The organism is Streptomyces sp. NPDC026672 (assembly GCF_040638185.1).
Classification (GTDB): Bacteria; Actinomycetota; Actinomycetes; order Streptomycetales; family Streptomycetaceae; genus Streptomyces.
Window position 1 is genome coordinate 1 of sequence record NZ_JBEZXS010000086.1, and the last position, 14,675, is coordinate 14,675.

A 14,675-nucleotide genomic window follows, 5' to 3' on the forward strand; every position below is an offset into this window, starting at 1 on the left:
CTCGTACTGGATGTACTTGGGCGTTCCGACAACGCGGCGAGTGTGCGTGCCAGGCGTCGCGGGCCAGGCGGGACTTTCGAAACACGCCCTAGGGGCCCGTGAGACCGGCCCCGGCAGTCCTCATCCGCGCAGGGCCGACTCGGCCGCGGCCAGGGTCCGTCCGGCGTACCCGCGTCCGAACAGCACGGTGTGCACGAGCAGCGGGAACAACTGGTGCAGGCCGACCCGGTCCGCCCAGCCGTCGGCCGGCGGCGACACCTCCCGGTAGCCGGCCAGCACCGCGTCCCACTGCGGGCAGCCGAACAGACGGAGCATCGCCAGGTCGGTCTCCCGGTGTCCGCCGTGCGCGGCCGGGTCGATAAGCCACACCTCCCCGTCGGCGCCCCACAGCACATTGCCGTTCCAGAGGTCGCCGTGCAGCCGGGCGGGCGGTTCGGCCGGACCCGCCAGCTCCGGCAGCCGCTCGCAGACCCGCTCGACCACGGCCGCCTCGGCGCCGAGCAGCGTGCCGTCGTCGACCGCCCGCCGCAGATAGGACAGCACCCGGTGCTCGGCGTACCAGCCCGGCCAGTCGGCGGCGGGGACGTTCCGCATGGGCGCGAGCCCGATGTACGCGTCCCGCGGACCACCCGGCGGCGCGGACCCGAACGCGGGCGCGCCCGCGGCGTGCAGGGCGGCCAGCGCCCGCCCGAACGAGGCCGCCGCCTCCGGACCGGGACGCCCCTCGGACACCCGCTCGATCACCAGCCACCGTTCGTCCCGGCCGTGCACCTCGGGCACCCGGACCGTGCCCGAGGCGGCCAGCCAGTCCAGCCCGGCCGCCTCCGCGGTCACCGCGCCGGGCGCGTCCGCCCGCTTGACGACCACCACCGGCCCACCGTCCAGGGCGACTTCGGCGAGCGCCGCCGACAACCGCCGTACCCCGGCCACCGGCCGTCCCGTCAGCCGGGACGCCGCGGCGCCCGGACCTTCCCCGTCGTCCACGCCCCCAGCGTAGGGGCGGCGCGCGCCACCGGGCCACGGCGCCGCACCCGCGGCCCCCGCCCGGAGCCCCCGTGACCGGGACGGTCTTGGCCCGGGTCGCGCCACACGGTACGGTCTCAGGGATATCGACGAAGGCCATGCGGAAGCCGGTGTGAATCCGGCACGGTCGCGCCACTGTGGACGGGACACCCTCGGGAGCCCGCGAGTCAGACCCGCCGCCCTCGTCCTGTGCACCACCGAGATGGGACGCGAACTCCCGAGGAGGTCTGCCATGGCGCAGCACGTCGCTCAGCCGACAACCACCGCCCCCGCCCTTCCCGCCAAGCTGCCGATCGGAGCGATCGTCCCCTGGGCGGTCTTCTTCGGCATCCTGATGCTGGTCCTGCTGTACTTCGTCGGCGCCGAGCAGGGCGCCACCTCGCTCGTCTCCGGCGAGAACGTCCACGAGTGGGTGCACGACGCCCGCCACCTGCTCGGCTTCCCCTGCCACTGACGCGAGGGACGCCGCACCCCCATGAACTCCGCAACCGTCAGAAACCTCCTGGTCCGGGGCATGCTGGCCGGTCTCGCAGCCGGTCTGCTCGCCCTGGTCGCGGCCTACTTCCTCGGTGAGCCGAGCGTCGACAGGGCGATCGGCTTCGAGGAGTCCCACGCGCACGCCCACGAGCACGAGGTCGAACTCGTCTCCCGTTCCCTCCAGTCCACCGCGGGCCTCGCCACCGGTGTGCTGCTCTACGGGGTCGCCTTCGGCGGCATCGCCGCGCTCGCCTTCTGCTTCGCCCTCGGCCGCGTCGGCCGGTTCGGACCGCGCGCCACCGCCCTGCTGCTGTCCGGCACGGCACTGCTCGCGGTGTACGTCGTACCGTTCCTGAAGTACCCGGCCAACCCGCCCGCCGTCGGCGACGGCGACACCATCGGCAGGCGGACCACCCTCTACTTCCTGATGATGCTCCTGAGCGTGCTGCTCGCCGTGGCCGCGACCCTCCTCGGCAGGCGGCTCGCGCCGCAGTGGGGCACCTGGTACGCCACCGTCACCGCGGTGGCCGCCTTCGTCCTCGTGATCGGCGTCGCCTACGCCTTCCTGCCCGCGGTCGACGAGGTCCCCGCGGACTTCCCGGCCACCGTGCTGTGGCGGTTCCGGGTCTCGGCCCTCGCCATCCAGCTCACCCTGTGGACCGGTTTCGGCCTGGTCTTCGGCGAGCTGGCCCAGCGCCTGCTGGTGCCGCGCCCGGCACGGGTCCCGGCGGGCGGGGCGGCACCGGTTCCGCGGTAGGGGCCGGTCCCCGTTCTCCCACGTGGGTGTGGGCCCCTCCGGATCCGTCCGGAGGGGCCCACACCGTGTCAGACGTCCGGGGTGCCGAGCGGCCGTCCGAGGAGCAGGTTCCAGCGCCCCGCCCGTCCGCTGAGGGCCGTCGCCGTCAGCGGCGGCACGTCGAGCCGCCAGAACGCCTCCTCGGGCGCCCCCAGGGCCACGACCGCCGCGGCACGGACGAACTCCGGCTCCACCACGGCGAGATGACCGCCCCCGGCCTCCCGCACCGACTCCAGCCAGCGCCGGGCCCGCGCGCACAGCGCACGCACCGACTCCCCGCCGTGGGGCGCGGCCCCGGGGTCGGCCAGCCACGCGGCGACCGCGGCGGGCTCGGCCGCGGCGACCTCGTCGAGCGTACGGCCGCGCCAGCGCCCCATGCCGAGGGCCGCCAACTCCAGTGCCCCGACCGCGTCGAGCCCCAGCGCGGACGCCGTTCGCCGGCAGCGCTCGGTGGGGGAGACCAGCACCCGCCCGGCCGCCCGGAGCGTCCCCGCGGCGGCCCGCGCCCGTGCCGCGCCGCCCTCGTCGAGCGGCCCGTCGTCGTCGAACCGCGCCGAGCGCAGGGACTCGCTCGTCGCGGGCGACACGAGGGTGACACGGCTGGTCGTCACGGGGGCGTTCCTCCAGTACGGGGACAGTTCACCCCGTACCGTACGGCCCTCGTCGAACAGGCCGTCACCACACCCCTCGTCACTCCCGTCACCGACCAGTTCCAGCCAATTCACCCACCCCGGCCCGGCGATCGGTGCTCCGACCCCGGTGATGACCGTGGCGCCGCGCGGGGGCGGGGGTGTTCGTCCCGTGGCCGGCTGATTCAGGGGGGTGACACAGGCCCGGGTCGGGTCGGTAGGGGTCGGCGGTGCCGGCCCGGCCCGGGCCTCGTCGCCGTCTCACATGAGGGACGGCGACGGTGTCGGACAGTGGTCGTGGGGCTGGTCCGTGCCCGGTTTGGGCCGGGTGCGGGTCCAGGACGGGTCGGCCATGCGGACGCCCGGGGCGCGGTTTCCGGAGAGCGGGGGCGCGGGGCGTCGCGCGGGCAGGTCAGGGCGGGGGAAAAGGTCCATGCGTCGGGATTCCTTCGGCCGAGTGGGGGGTGGGCCGGGGGTGCCGGGCGGGCGGCGGCGCGACCGCCGTGGCCAGCTCGGCCCAGACGACTCGTCCGGGCCGCTGCGGGGTGTCGGTGACACCCCAGTCGGTGCTCAGTGCTTCGACCAGGAGGAGTCCGCGCCCGTTCTGGACGTCCGGCTCGGGCCGCGTGAGGGTGGGCAGCGTGCCGCAGCGGTCCTGGTCCTCGACCTCGACACGGATCCGGTCGGCCAGCGCCAGCAGCCGGCACACGATCCGTTCGCTGTCGGAGTGCGTGACCGCGTTGGTGACCAGTTCCGACGTCACGATGACAGCGTTGTCGCGCGTCTCCTCGTCGGTGTCCCAGGCGATCAGCAGGTCATGCACGCCCCGGCGGGCCGTGCCGACCGACGCCGGGGTCGCCGGCAGGTCGAACGTACGGCTGCGGGGCGGGGGTTCCGCCCCGGAGGCGAGAGGGTCGGGGCCGAGGGGCCCAGGGAGTCGACCGGCTTGCTCGCCTCCGGGTGGTCTGGTGGTGGAGGCCGATGCCTCCGGTGTACGGCGCGGGACGTCGCCCCCGCGCTGGTACGGGATGTAGTCGGTGGCTGCCGTGAACCGGGCCGCCCGCAGGGGCTGAGCGGGCCATCTGTCCTCGGGCAGTCGGTCCAGCGGCTGGGGGAGGAAGCGCGGAGCCATCGCCGTACGCCTTTCGTCCGGCCTCGCGGGGTGGGGGGTGTCGGTTGTGTTGTCGGGTGTCGGCCGCTCGGGTGCAGCTGACAGCAACGCGCGCCGGTGGGCGCCCTGTTGCAGCCCGGTCTCCCCCAACTGGGCTTCGTCGCCTGCTCGTTTGCTGAGCCGGGACAGTGAGTCCACTGTGGCATCTGCCAACAACTGCTCGCAACCTACAAGTTGAAATTTTCAAGTGGCCACATGCATGCTGCTTCCGTCAACACGTGATCGAATGAGGCTGCCGCGAGCGATCGCATGAGACCGTGACCCTGCAACCTGGTGTGAGGGGGTAATGGCGTGACCGCGGAGACCGACTGGGGTGGCGCCCCTTCCGTGCTGCGGATGATCCTCGGCAGACAGCTGGAGGAGATGCGGAACCGGGCCGGTCTGACCTATGAGCAGGCGGCCGCGGCGATCGGGGTCAGCCACTCCACGATCCGCCGCATGGAGGCCGCGAAGGTCGCACGGCTGAGGTTCACGGACGCGGAGAAGCTGCTCCAGACGTACGGCGTGAAGGACCAGCAGGAGATCGACACCTTCCTCCAGTCCGTGCGCGAGGCCAACAAGCGCGGCTGGTGGCACACCTACCGCGATGTGATGCCGGACTGGTTCGCCGCGTATCTGAGCCTGGAACAGGCCGCGTTGCAGATCCGCGCCTACGAGAACCAGTTCGTGCACGGGCTGCTCCAGACACCGGAGTACGCCCGTGCCCTGCTCGGCGCGGGCAATCCGCACGCCTCGGCCGAGGCCACCGAACGGCGGGTGGCGCTGCGGATGCGCCGCCAGGAACTCCTGGCGCGTCCGGCGCCGCCGCGGGTGTGGGTGGTCATGGACGAGACGGTGCTGCGCTGGCCGGTGGGCGGGCCCGGGGTGATGCGCGCCCAGATCGACCACCTGATCGAGGTGAACCGGCTGCCGCAGGTGACCCTGCAGATCATGCCGTTCGCCAACGGTCCGCACCCGGCCATGCGCGCCGGGGCGTACCACCTCTTCCGGTTCCGGGCCCGTGAACTGCCCGACATCGTCTATCTCAACGGCCTGGTGGGCGCGGTCTACCTGGACAAGAACGACGACGTCGTGGTGTACCGCGAGGCTCTGGACCGGCTGGGCGCCCAGGCGGCGCCCGCCCGTAAGACCGAGGACCTCCTCGGTGCGATTCGCAAGGAGCTCTGACGTGCACCATCACATACACAACGGCATGCCGTCCCGGAACCTGGGCGCACGCGGCTGGGCCAAGCCGTGGAGCGACGACGCCGGCGGCGCCTGCGTGGAGGTGAAGAAGCTCGCCGACGGACGTGTGGCCGTGCGCCAGTCGACCGACCCCGACGGTCCGGCGCTGGTCTTCACGCCCCGTGAGATGACCAGTTTCCTCACAGGTGTGAAGGAAGGTGTCGCAGACTTTCTTTTCTGAACTCGTTTGTTATCGCTGATCGTTCACTCTTGCTTGACCAACCCCCCACCTCGAACTTCCTCTTCCCGAACCCTCTTACCCGAATGGGAGACACGGCGTTGCCCGACAACGGATGGCCGGCCGACCGCATCGACACCAATAACGCCCATTCCGCGCGGATCTACGACTACATCCTGGGCGGAAAGGACTACTACCCCGCTGATCAGGAGGCGGGCGACGCCATGGCCAGGGAGTGGCCCGCGCTCCCCATCCACATGCGCGCGAACCGCGACTGGATGAACCGGGCCGTCCGCTGGCTCGCCGAGGAGGCCGGCGTCCGGCAGTTCCTCGACGTCGGCACCGGCATCCCCACCTCGCCCAACCTCCACGAGATCGCCCAGTCGGTGTCCCCCGACACGCGGGTCGTCTACGTGGACAACGACCCGATCGTCCTCACCCTCTCGCAGGGCCTGCTGGCCAGCACGCCCGAGGGCAAGACGTCGTACATCGAGGCCGACTTCCGCGACCCGGCGCAGATCCTGGACGCGCCCGAGCTGCGGGACACCCTCGACCTCGACCGGCCGGTGGCGCTCACCGTCATCGCCATCGTCCACTTCATGCTCGACGCGGACGACGCGGTCGGGGTGGTCCGGCGGCTGCTGGAGCCGCTGCCCTCGGGCAGCTACCTGGCCATGTCGATCGGCACCGCCGAGTACGCGCCGGACGAGGTGGGGCGCGTCGCCCGCGAGTACGCGGCCCGCAACATGCCGATGCGGCTGCGCACCATCGACGAGGCCCACGCCTTCTTCGAGGGCCTGGAGCTGGTCGAGCCCGGCATCGTCCAGGTGCACAAGTGGCACCCGGACGGGCAGGGCGAGGAGGGCATCCGCGACGAGGACATCGCGATGTACGGCGCGGTGGCCCGCAAGCCGTGACCCCGGGGGCCGGTACCCGTCACGGTTCCCGGCCCGTCAGCGTTCGAGCCGTACGTCCGGGTCCTCCGTCCGCCGCCCGTGGTGGTGCGCCCGCGCGGGCGCGCGGTGGACGGCGACGACCGCCGCGTCGTCGTTCAGGCGCCCGCCGCAGTGCGCCAGCAGGTCGTGCCGCAGCCGCTGCACGAGCGCCTCGGGGGTGAGCGGGGACCACCGGGCGACACGTTCGGCCAGCGGATAGAAGCGGCCGTGGGCGTCGCGGGCCTCGATCACCCCGTCGGTGTAGAGCAGCAGGGTGTCGCCCGGCGGGAAGGCGACCTCGTCCACGGCGTAGTCGGCGGGCACCGTGCTGTGCACGCCCAGCGGCGGCGACGGATGCACCGCCGGCACGGTCACCGGGTGCCCGGGGCCGATCAGCAGCGGCGGAGGGTGACCGCAGCTGGTCAGCCGGGTGACCGGCTCGCCGTCCGGGATCTCGACCAGCAGGGCCGTCGTGAAGCGCTCGTCGGCCTCCTCGGGCGGGCCGAGGTCCGCGGAGTGGCGGGAGACGCTCTGCTCCAGGGCGACCGCGAGACCGGGCAGCGTGTGCCGGTGCGCGGCCTCACGGAACGCGCCGAGCAGCAGCGCGGCCTCGCCGACGGCGGGCAGTCCCTTGCCGCGCACGTCGCCGATCAGCACGCGTACGGCTCCGTCGGCGCGGGTGGCCGCGTAGAGGTCGCCGCCGATCTGCGCCTCGTCCTCCGCCGCGAGGTACAGCGAGGCGATCCGCAGCTCCCCGACGCGCTCCGGCAGCGGACGCATCAGGACGGTCTGCGCCACCTCGGCCACCGAGCGGACCCGGGCCAGCTGGGCCCGGCGCCGGTCGCGGATCGCGGCGTAGCCCACGATCATCGCCGAGAGCACGGTCAGGGTCACCGTCTGCACGACGTGGTTCGGGGTGTCCAGCCCGCCGTGGAGCATGGCGACGGCGATCTGTGTCGCCACCGCGAGCACGCCGACCAGCGCGGTCGTACGGGGGCCCGCGAACGACGCGGTGAGCGCGGGGGCGATGACCAGGGCGGGCCCGAGGTGGATGTCCTCGGGGAGGCGCAGGTCCAGCATGGCCAGGAGCACGATGAACGCGACGGGGAGCAGCAGCAGCGCGCGACTCGGCTGTCCCGGCCGCCACGCCTGTCGGAGAGCGCCGACGCCCCACGGAAGGCCCATGCCTTCCAGCCTGCCCCACCCCAGGTCACCCGGCCATCGCGAAACCGAGCAGCGCTCCGCGACCACCACCCCACCCGCCGGACCCGCCGATGCTCCGGCATCCCACGCGAGGGCCGTCCCGCCCCCTCCGGCAGAGTGCCGGGGCCGGGCGCATCCGGGTGGGGCGGCTGCCACCGTCCGAGCCGCGCCGTTCTCCCCTGTCCCACCGCCGTCCCGGGGACCGTGCCCCCTGGTGGGTCGGCCTCCTCGGCCGCCGTGCCCCCTGGTGGGTCGGTCTCCTCGGCTGCCGTGCCCCCTGGTGGGTCGGTCTCCCTGGCTGCCGTGCCCCCTGGTGGGTCGGTCTCCCTGGCTGCCGTGCCCCCTGGTGGGTCGGTCTCCCTGGCTGCCGCGCCCCCGGTGGGGTCGGCCTCCTCGGCCGCCGTGCCCCTGGCAGGTCGGCCTCCTCGGCCGCCGCGGTGCGGGATTCGCCGCCGTCTTCTCATCCGGCCCGCCCCGCCCGGCAGCGGGCCGGTACCGGCGCGGAGGGGGTTGTCAGTGGTGGCTGAGAGGATGCGGGTATGCCCTTCGCCGACGAACTCGTCAACGGTCAGACCGCACGCTCGCTCACCAAGGCCGTCCGCACCGCCCTCCCCGGCGCCGACCTCCCCGCGCTGCACGCGGCCGCCGGCGACCTGGGCACCCTGTCCCTGCGCGAGCGCGCCGACCTGCTGCGGGACGCCCTGCTCACGGACGTCCCCGGGGACTACGCGGAGCTGGCCCGGGTCGTGCGGGCCGCCAGGGACAAGGCGCCCACGTTCGACGGCTGGCTGATCTGGCCGGTCACCAGCGCCGTCGCCACCAAGGCCGTCGCCGAGGACACCGCCGAGGCGTTCGACGACGCCATGGCGCTGCTCGCCGAGCTGACCGGGCGGCTGACCTCGGAGTTCGCCGTCCGCGTCCTGCTGCGGCACGACGTCGACCGCGCCCTGGAGATCGCCACCGGCTGGACCGGATCACCCGAGGCCGACGTGCGCCGGCTGGCCTCCGAGGGCACCCGCCCCTATCTGCCCTGGTCGATCCGGGTCCCCGAGCTGATCGCCCGAGAGGGCGCGACCGTCCCCGTCCTCGACGCCCTCCGCCACGACGACAGCGAGTACGTACGGCGGTCGGTCGCCAACCACCTCAACGACCTCAGCCGCGACCACCCCGACCTCGTCGTGGCGACCGCCCGGCGCTGGCTCGCCGACCCGGCCCCGACGACCGAGCGGCTGGTGCGCCACGGACTGCGCACCCTCGTCAAGCGCGGCCACCCGGGCGCGCTCGACGTGCTCGGCTTCGCCCCCGCCACGCTGGAGATCCGGGGACCGCTGCTCGACCGCAAGGCGGTGCCGTTCGGCGGCAGCGTCCGCTTCACCGCGACCATCCGCAACGCCGGCGCCGAACCCGCCCGGCTGGCGGTCGACTACGTGGTCCACCACCACAAGGCCAACGGTTCGCAGAGCGCCAAGACCTTCAAGCTCACCACCCGCACCCTCGCCCCCGGCGAGTCGATGGCCGTGGAGCGCGAGCACTCCTTCCGCCCGATCACCACCCGTCGTTACCACCCCGGCCCGCACGCGCTCGCACTCCAGGTCAACGGCGTGCCGACGGACCGCGCGGAGTTCGAGCTCGGCGCACCCTGACGGCGCCCGCCGCCCCGGCGCCGGGGCGACCTCCCGCGGCCGGGGCGTGTACACTCGCCCGCGAATTTCATTCGGGCAGGTGGCCCGGGGTGTCTGGGGGGTCGGTGTGGTCGCAGGGCGTGTGGTGCGGTTCGACAGCACGCGGGGGTACGGGTTCATCGCTCCCGAGCACGGGGACGAGGACGTCTTCCTCCATGTGAACGATCTCCTCATCCCCGAGTCGATGGTCCGGACCGGACTCGTCGTCGAGTTCGACATCGAGGACGGCGACCGGGGACCCAAGGCGTCCTCCATCCGCCTCGCCCCCTCCTCGACCGCCACTGTCGCCGACGACTCGCTGTGCGACGTCCTCCAGACCGCGGAGTTCACCACGGAGATCACCGAACTCCTGCTGCGCGCCGCCCCCACCCTCACCGGCCAGCAGATCCTCCAGATCCGCCAGGAGCTCGCGCAGTTCGCGAAGAAGCACGGCTGGACCGAGGACTGACCCCGGCCCCCCTGCCGTTCGGCCGTCCCCCGGTGGCGGCGCCCGCCTCCCCACGGCTTGCTGGTGGCACACAGCCGTCGCAGGGGAAGCGAGCCGCGGATGCAGACGACCGGGCAGCAGGAGCGCGCCCTGCAGACCCCGCGGGCCGCCGGACTCGCCGGGATCGTGTTCGCGCTGCTGCTCGCGGCCGCCATCGTCCTGATCCGGCTCGGTCTGCCCCAGGGCCCCGAGGCCGCCACCGCGGGCAACACCGACTCCGCCCGGCGCGACGCCGTGCGCGCCGCACTCGCGCTCGTGCCGTTCGCCGGGATCTTCTTCCTGTGGTTCGTGGGCGCCGTGCGCTCGCACGTCGGTGACGCCGAGGACCGCTTCCTCGCCACCGTCCTCCTCGGCAGCGGCCTGGTCTTCGTCGCCAGCATGTTCGGCGGCGCCGCCGCGGCCGACGCCGTGCTGGCCACCGCCCACCCGCCCGGCAGCCCGTCCTCCCTGCCCACCTGGGACTTCGGCCGCCACTTCGCCTACACGCTGCTGATCGGCTACGCGATGCGCATGGCCGCCGTCTTCACCTGCTCCATGTCGGTGATCGGCCACCGCCTCGGCATCCTGCCCCGCTGGCTCACCCTCCTGGGCGCCGTCACCGCCGTCGTCCTCCTCTTCGTCTCCCCGAACGTGCCCTGGTCCGAACTGGTCTTCCCCGCCTGGTCGTTCGCCCTCAGCGTGCACATCCTCGTGGTCGCGGGCCGCCGCCGTACCGCGCCCTGACCCGCCCGCCGCCCCCGTCACTCGATCGGCGTGCCCCGGCGCGCACCCGCCGCCGGGCAGCTCCCATCCTGGCGAGGGGGAGATGACCGCCGTCCGGAGGTGCCCCGCCGAGCGTGTGGGCACGACGGACCTGGCCGCCGGAAGGGCGGAGCGCCGATGAGGCTTGTCGTCGATCTCAACAGGTGCCAGGGCTACGCCCAGTGCGCGTTCCTCGCGCCGGACGTCTTCACCATGCACGGCGAGGAGGCCCTCGTCTACGACCCGCAGCCCGGCCGCGAACACCACGAACGGCTCGCCCGCGCCGTCGCCGCCTGCCCCGTGCGGGCGATCACCGCCGACGGCCTCGACGCCCCGGCCGGCGGGCCCGCCGCGACCGCCCGGGAGAGCGCCGATGGCCGCTGACCCCGTGGAGCGGCTCAGGCGCGAGGGCCGCATCGTCGTCGTGGGCGCCTCCCTGGCCGGCCTCAGGGCCGCCGAGACCCTGCGCGAGGAGGGCTTCACCGGTTCGCTCACGATGATCGGCGACGAGCCCCACGAGCCGTACGACCGTCCGCCGCTGTCCAAGGCCGTCCTGCTCGGCCGGGCCTCCGCCCTCCGCACCGAGCTGCCCCGGCGGCGCGAGACCGACGCCACGTGGCGCCTCGGCGTCCCGGCGGCCGGGCTCGACATGACGGCCAAGCGGGTCTGGCTCGCCGACGGCGACGAGGTCGAGTACGACCGTCTCCTCATCGCCACGGGCGTACGCGCCCGGCCCTGGCCCAAGGAGGCCGAGGCCGACCTCGACGGAGTCCTCGTGCTGCGCACCCGCGACGACGCCGCGGCCCTGCTGCGGCGGCTGAAGGCCGGCCCTCGCCGGGTGTTCGTCATCGGCGCCGGCTTCGCCGGCTGCGAAGTCGCCTCCGCCTGCCGGGAGATGGACCTCCCGGTCACCGTCGCCGAACGCGCCGGAGCACCCCTCGTGGGCGCCCTCGGCGGGGTGATCGGCGCGGTCTCGGCGGAACTGCTCCACGAGAACGGCGTGGACCTGCGCACCGGAGTCACGGTGACCGCCCTGGAGGGCGACTCCGCCGGACGCGTCAGGACCGCGCACCTGTCGGACGGGTCCGTGGTGGAGACGGACGTCGTGGTCGTCTCCCTGGGCGCGCGGCGCAACACCGAGTGGCTGGCCGGGTCCGGGCTCGGCGCCGGGCCCCGGGGCATCGCCTGCGACGCCGGCTGCCGCGCCTTCGACTTCCGCGGCATCGTCACCGACGACATCTTCGTCGCGGGCGACGTGGCCCGCTCCCCGCACGCCCTGTTCGGCTACCAGTTCCTCTCCCTCGAACACTGGGGCAACGCCGTCGCGCAGGCCGAGGTCGCCGCGCACAACATGATCAGCCCCAGCACCGACCGCCGCCCGCACCTGTGGGTGCCCGCCTTCTGGTCCTCGCAGTTCGGGGTGAACATCAAGTCGGTCGGCGTCCCGCCCATGGGCGACCAGATCATGATCACGCAGGGTTCGCTCGCCGAGCGGCGCTTCGTCGGCGTCTACGGCCACCAGGGCCGGATCGTCGCCGCCGTCAGCTTCGACAACACGCGCTGGCTGGAGTTCTACCAGCGGCAGATCGAGCGGGGCGCCCCCTTCCCCGTCGAGTACCCGACCGTGGACCGCCGTCCCGAGGGCCGCCGTCCGGTGCCGGCGGACTTCCCCGACCCGTCCCTGCCCACCCACGGACCGACCGTCACCCTCAGCGGTTACTCACCGGCCGACCAGCGCCTGGTCTTCACCCCCGGCCGCCACTGACGGCCGGGGCCGCCTCGACACCCCACGCCCAAGGACCGCACATGACGCGAGCCCCGCTCCTGCGCCAGATCACCGATTACGCCAACCGCGCCGACCCGTACCCGCTGTACGAGGAGCTGCGCAAGACCCCGGTCCTGCACGAGGAGGAGCACGGCCCCTACGTCATCAGCTCCTACTGGGACATCGAGAGCCTGCTGCACGACCCCCGGATCAGCTCCGACGCCGCCAACCTCGCCGCCGCGGGCGACGACGAGCCGGGCGGGGCGGAGGCGACGGGACTGCCGCCGAGCTTCATCCGGCTCGACCCGCCGGAGCACGACCGGCTGCGCCGCATCGCGGGCAGCTCCTTCGGACCGCCGCACCGGCCCACCCGGATCGACGCCATGCGCGGTGAACTGGCGCAGATCGTCACGGAGTTGATCGACGGCTTCGGCGACGACCGGCAGATCGACGTCGTCGACCGGTTCGCCTACCCGTTCCCCGTCACCGTGATCTGCCGGCTGCTCGGCGTGCCCCGCGAGGACGAACCGCGCTTCCGCGCCTGGGTCGACCCCCTGGTCGCCAGCCTCGACCCGGACACCCGCAAGGGGGCCGACGCCGAGTTCACGGAGGCGGCGCAGGCGGCCCGGATGCAGCTCGGCATGTATCTCGCGGGGCTGGTCGAGCAGCGCGCCCAGGAGCCGCGCGACGACATGCTGTCCGACCTGGTGAACAGCCACGGCCCCGACGGCTCCATGACCATGATGGAGGTGCTCAGCACGGCCGTGCTGCTGCTCGTCGCCGGCCACGAGACGACCGTCAACCTGATCACCAACGGCATGCTCACCCTGCTGCGCCACCCGCAGTACCTGCACCGGCTGCGCGAGGACCCGGGCCTGTCCGTGCGGATCGTGGAGGAACTGCTGCGGTACGAGCCTCCCGTGCAGCTCGTCCCGCAGCGGACCTGCATCGCCGACATCGAACTGCGGGGCGTCACCATCCCGAAGGGCTCCCGCATCTGGCTGGTGCTGGCCGCGGGCAACCGCGACCCGGAGCGCTTCGCCGACCCGGAGCGCTTCGACCCGGACCGCGAGGACATCCAGCACCTCGGCTTCGGCAGCGGCGTCCACAGCTGCTTCGGCGCCCCGCTCGCCCGGCTGGAGACCCAGATCGCCCTCACCGAACTGGCCCGCCGGCTGGAGAACCCGCGCCTGGTCGAGGACCCGCCGCCCTACCGCCGGAACGCCGTCCTGCGCGGCCCCCGCCATCTGAACGTCGCCTTCGACGGCCTGACACCCTGATCAAGCCGTCCCGCACGGGAGTCGCCGCCCCGCACGGGAGTTAGGGTCGGGGCCGGCGTACAGGGCCGTGCTCCGCGCGGGGGCGCGGTGCGACGAGGAGGTGGCGGTGGCGGGGCGTGCGGCGGGGGAGCGGGGCGCGGGGCTGTTCGTCGGTCTGTGCACCCTGGACGTCATCCAGCTGGTGGACCACGTGCCGGGCGCGGACGAGAAGGTGCGGGCCCGTGACCAGGTGGTGGCCGCGGGCGGGCCCGCCGCCAACGCCGCCGCCGTCTTCTCCCATCTGGGCGGGAGGGCGACGCTGCTGACGGTCCTCGGCGGCCATCCGCTGGCGCGGGCGGCCAGGGCCGACCTCACCGGACTCGGGGTGACGGTGGAGGACCTGGCGGCGGAGACGGACGAGCCGCCCGCCGTCTCCTCGGTGCTGGTGACGGCGGCGGACGGACGCCGGGCCGTCGCGTCCACCAACGCGGCGCGCCACCGGCCGCGTCCGCCGGGCGGGCTGGCCACCCTGGTGGCCGCCTGCGACGTCGTGGAGCTGGACGGCCACCACATGGAACTCGCCCTGGCCGCCGCCCGGTCGGCCCGCGAGGCGGGCCGTACGACGCTGTTCGACGGTGGCAGCTGGAAGCCCGGCACGCACGAACTGCTGCCCTGCGTCGACGTCGCCCTCTGCTCGGCCGACTTCCGCCCGCCCGGCACGGAGACCACCGCCGACGTCCTGGACTTCCTGCACGATCACGGGGTGCCCCGGGCCGCCGTCAGCCGTGGCGGCGACCCCCTCGTCTGGTCCGGGCCCGAGGGCCGGGGCACCGTCGGGGTGCCGCCCGTCCGCGCGGTGGACACCGTGGGCGCGGGGGACTTCCTGCACGGCGCGTTCGCCCGCCACTGGAGGCCGGACGGCGGTGACTTCGCCGGGGCGCTCGCCCGCGCCGCCGAGGTCGCCGCCCGCTCCTGCGCCTCCTTCGGCACCCGCTCCTGGATGCTCCGCCCTAGCTGTATTGATCACGAGCGTTGTTAACGCCGCCGGGCTTGATCATGGCGAAGGCCTCCGTGTGTGGTGGAGGTGTCGAATCTTCACCGCACG

The 14,675-nt window shown here is 73.8% G+C and carries 16 protein-coding genes and 1 riboswitch; of the genes, 12 read left to right on the top strand and 4 right to left on the bottom strand.

Annotated features, from left to right (window positions below; genetic code table 11):
* Nucleotides 1–120: 120 nt before the first annotated feature.
* Nucleotides 121–984 (bottom strand): fructosamine kinase family protein, encoded by an 864-nt coding sequence (locus AB0F77_RS42335; protein WP_361959900.1) that lies wholly within the window; start codon nucleotides 982–984, stop codon nucleotides 121–123.
* A 94-nt stretch (nucleotides 985–1,078) separates the two neighbouring features.
* Nucleotides 1,079–1,219: riboswitch (cobalamin riboswitch) on the top strand.
* A gap of 36 nt (nucleotides 1,220–1,255) precedes the next feature.
* Between AB0F77_RS42335 and AB0F77_RS42340 the strand changes: the two genes are divergently transcribed.
* Complete coding sequence (locus AB0F77_RS42340; RefSeq protein ID WP_361959903.1) at nucleotides 1,256–1,477, top strand: CbtB-domain containing protein; 222 nt, start codon at nucleotides 1,256–1,258, stop codon at nucleotides 1,475–1,477.
* A gap of 21 nt (nucleotides 1,478–1,498) precedes the next feature.
* Nucleotides 1,499–2,257: a CbtA family protein gene (locus tag AB0F77_RS42345; RefSeq protein WP_361959906.1), complete on the top strand. Its 759-nt coding sequence runs from the start codon at nucleotides 1,499–1,501 to the stop codon at nucleotides 2,255–2,257.
* A 68-nt stretch (nucleotides 2,258–2,325) separates the two neighbouring features.
* Here AB0F77_RS42345 and AB0F77_RS42350 read toward each other — a convergent pair whose 3' ends face one another.
* On the bottom strand, nucleotides 2,326–2,907 hold the full coding sequence (locus AB0F77_RS42350) for a histidine phosphatase family protein (protein ID WP_361959909.1): 582 nt from the start codon (nucleotides 2,905–2,907) through the stop codon (nucleotides 2,326–2,328).
* A gap of 430 nt (nucleotides 2,908–3,337) precedes the next feature.
* On the bottom strand, nucleotides 3,338–4,057 hold the full coding sequence (locus tag AB0F77_RS42355) for an ATP-binding protein (protein ID WP_361959912.1): 720 nt from the start codon (nucleotides 4,055–4,057) through the stop codon (nucleotides 3,338–3,340).
* A gap of 330 nt (nucleotides 4,058–4,387) precedes the next feature.
* Between AB0F77_RS42355 and AB0F77_RS42360 the strand changes: the two genes are divergently transcribed.
* The 3 genes from AB0F77_RS42360 (at nucleotide 4,388) to AB0F77_RS42370 (ending at nucleotide 6,415) form a co-directional block, all read left to right on the top strand.
* Nucleotides 4,388–5,263 (top strand): helix-turn-helix transcriptional regulator, encoded by an 876-nt coding sequence (locus tag AB0F77_RS42360; RefSeq protein ID WP_361959915.1) that lies wholly within the window; start codon nucleotides 4,388–4,390, stop codon nucleotides 5,261–5,263.
* A gap of 25 nt (nucleotides 5,264–5,288) precedes the next feature.
* Nucleotides 5,289–5,501: a DUF397 domain-containing protein gene (locus AB0F77_RS42365; protein WP_361959939.1), complete on the top strand. Its 213-nt coding sequence runs from the start codon at nucleotides 5,289–5,291 to the stop codon at nucleotides 5,499–5,501.
* Between the two features lie 98 nt (nucleotides 5,502–5,599).
* A complete protein-coding gene (locus AB0F77_RS42370; RefSeq protein WP_361959918.1) occupies nucleotides 5,600–6,415 on the top strand; it encodes an SAM-dependent methyltransferase in 816 nt (271 codons plus the stop codon).
* Between the two features lie 36 nt (nucleotides 6,416–6,451).
* Here the strand turns inward: AB0F77_RS42370 and AB0F77_RS42375 are convergent, their stop codons facing one another.
* On the bottom strand, nucleotides 6,452–7,618 hold the full coding sequence (locus tag AB0F77_RS42375; RefSeq protein ID WP_361959920.1) for a PP2C family protein-serine/threonine phosphatase: 1,167 nt from the start codon (nucleotides 7,616–7,618) through the stop codon (nucleotides 6,452–6,454).
* 557 nt (nucleotides 7,619–8,175) lie between these two features.
* On the opposite strand from AB0F77_RS42375, the gene AB0F77_RS42380 reads away from it, so the two are divergent.
* The 7 genes from AB0F77_RS42380 to AB0F77_RS42410 all read left to right on the top strand — a co-directional run bounded on the left by AB0F77_RS42380 (nucleotide 8,176) and on the right by AB0F77_RS42410 (nucleotide 14,609).
* The gene (locus tag AB0F77_RS42380) at nucleotides 8,176–9,279 is read left to right on the top strand and encodes a DNA alkylation repair protein (protein ID WP_361959923.1); all 1,104 of its coding nucleotides are present in this window, start codon (nucleotides 8,176–8,178) and stop codon (nucleotides 9,277–9,279) included.
* A gap of 106 nt (nucleotides 9,280–9,385) precedes the next feature.
* Nucleotides 9,386–9,766: a cold shock domain-containing protein gene (locus tag AB0F77_RS42385; RefSeq protein WP_361959926.1), complete on the top strand. Its 381-nt coding sequence runs from the start codon at nucleotides 9,386–9,388 to the stop codon at nucleotides 9,764–9,766.
* A 99-nt stretch (nucleotides 9,767–9,865) separates the two neighbouring features.
* The gene (locus AB0F77_RS42390) at nucleotides 9,866–10,528 is read left to right on the top strand and encodes a hypothetical protein (protein WP_361959929.1); all 663 of its coding nucleotides are present in this window, start codon (nucleotides 9,866–9,868) and stop codon (nucleotides 10,526–10,528) included.
* 156 nt (nucleotides 10,529–10,684) lie between these two features.
* Complete coding sequence (locus AB0F77_RS42395; RefSeq protein ID WP_361959932.1) at nucleotides 10,685–10,930, top strand: ferredoxin; 246 nt, start codon at nucleotides 10,685–10,687, stop codon at nucleotides 10,928–10,930.
* Nucleotides 10,920–12,311, top strand: coding sequence for an FAD-dependent oxidoreductase (locus AB0F77_RS42400; RefSeq protein WP_361959934.1), 1,392 nt, complete (start codon nucleotides 10,920–10,922; stop codon nucleotides 12,309–12,311). The genes AB0F77_RS42395 and AB0F77_RS42400 overlap by 11 nt, the downstream gene beginning before the upstream one ends.
* Before the next feature lie 41 nt (nucleotides 12,312–12,352).
* Nucleotides 12,353–13,591, top strand: coding sequence for a cytochrome P450 (locus AB0F77_RS42405; RefSeq protein ID WP_361959936.1), 1,239 nt, complete (start codon nucleotides 12,353–12,355; stop codon nucleotides 13,589–13,591).
* 100 nt (nucleotides 13,592–13,691) lie between these two features.
* Complete coding sequence (locus AB0F77_RS42410; protein ID WP_361959942.1) at nucleotides 13,692–14,609, top strand: PfkB family carbohydrate kinase; 918 nt, start codon at nucleotides 13,692–13,694, stop codon at nucleotides 14,607–14,609.
* Nucleotides 14,610–14,675 lie beyond the last annotated feature (66 nt).

Coding starts and splice junctions, on each gene's coding strand:
- AB0F77_RS42345 (WP_361959906.1), top strand. CDS start 1,499: ATGAACTCCGCAACCGTCAGAAACCTCCTGGTCCGGGGCATGCTGGCC.
- AB0F77_RS42365 (WP_361959939.1), top strand. CDS start 5,289: ATGCCGTCCCGGAACCTGGGCGCACGCGGCTGGGCCAAGCCGTGGAGC.
- AB0F77_RS42405 (WP_361959936.1), top strand. CDS start 12,353: ATGACGCGAGCCCCGCTCCTGCGCCAGATCACCGATTACGCCAACCGC.
- AB0F77_RS42375 (WP_361959920.1), bottom strand. CDS start 7,618: ATGGGCCTTCCGTGGGGCGTCGGCGCTCTCCGACAGGCGTGGCGGCCG.
- AB0F77_RS42395 (WP_361959932.1), top strand. CDS start 10,685: ATGAGGCTTGTCGTCGATCTCAACAGGTGCCAGGGCTACGCCCAGTGC.
- AB0F77_RS42340 (WP_361959903.1), top strand. CDS start 1,256: ATGGCGCAGCACGTCGCTCAGCCGACAACCACCGCCCCCGCCCTTCCC.
- AB0F77_RS42390 (WP_361959929.1), top strand. CDS start 9,866: ATGCAGACGACCGGGCAGCAGGAGCGCGCCCTGCAGACCCCGCGGGCC.
- AB0F77_RS42355 (WP_361959912.1), bottom strand. CDS start 4,057: ATGGCTCCGCGCTTCCTCCCCCAGCCGCTGGACCGACTGCCCGAGGAC.
- AB0F77_RS42400 (WP_361959934.1), top strand. CDS start 10,920: ATGGCCGCTGACCCCGTGGAGCGGCTCAGGCGCGAGGGCCGCATCGTC.
- AB0F77_RS42380 (WP_361959923.1), top strand. CDS start 8,176: ATGCCCTTCGCCGACGAACTCGTCAACGGTCAGACCGCACGCTCGCTC.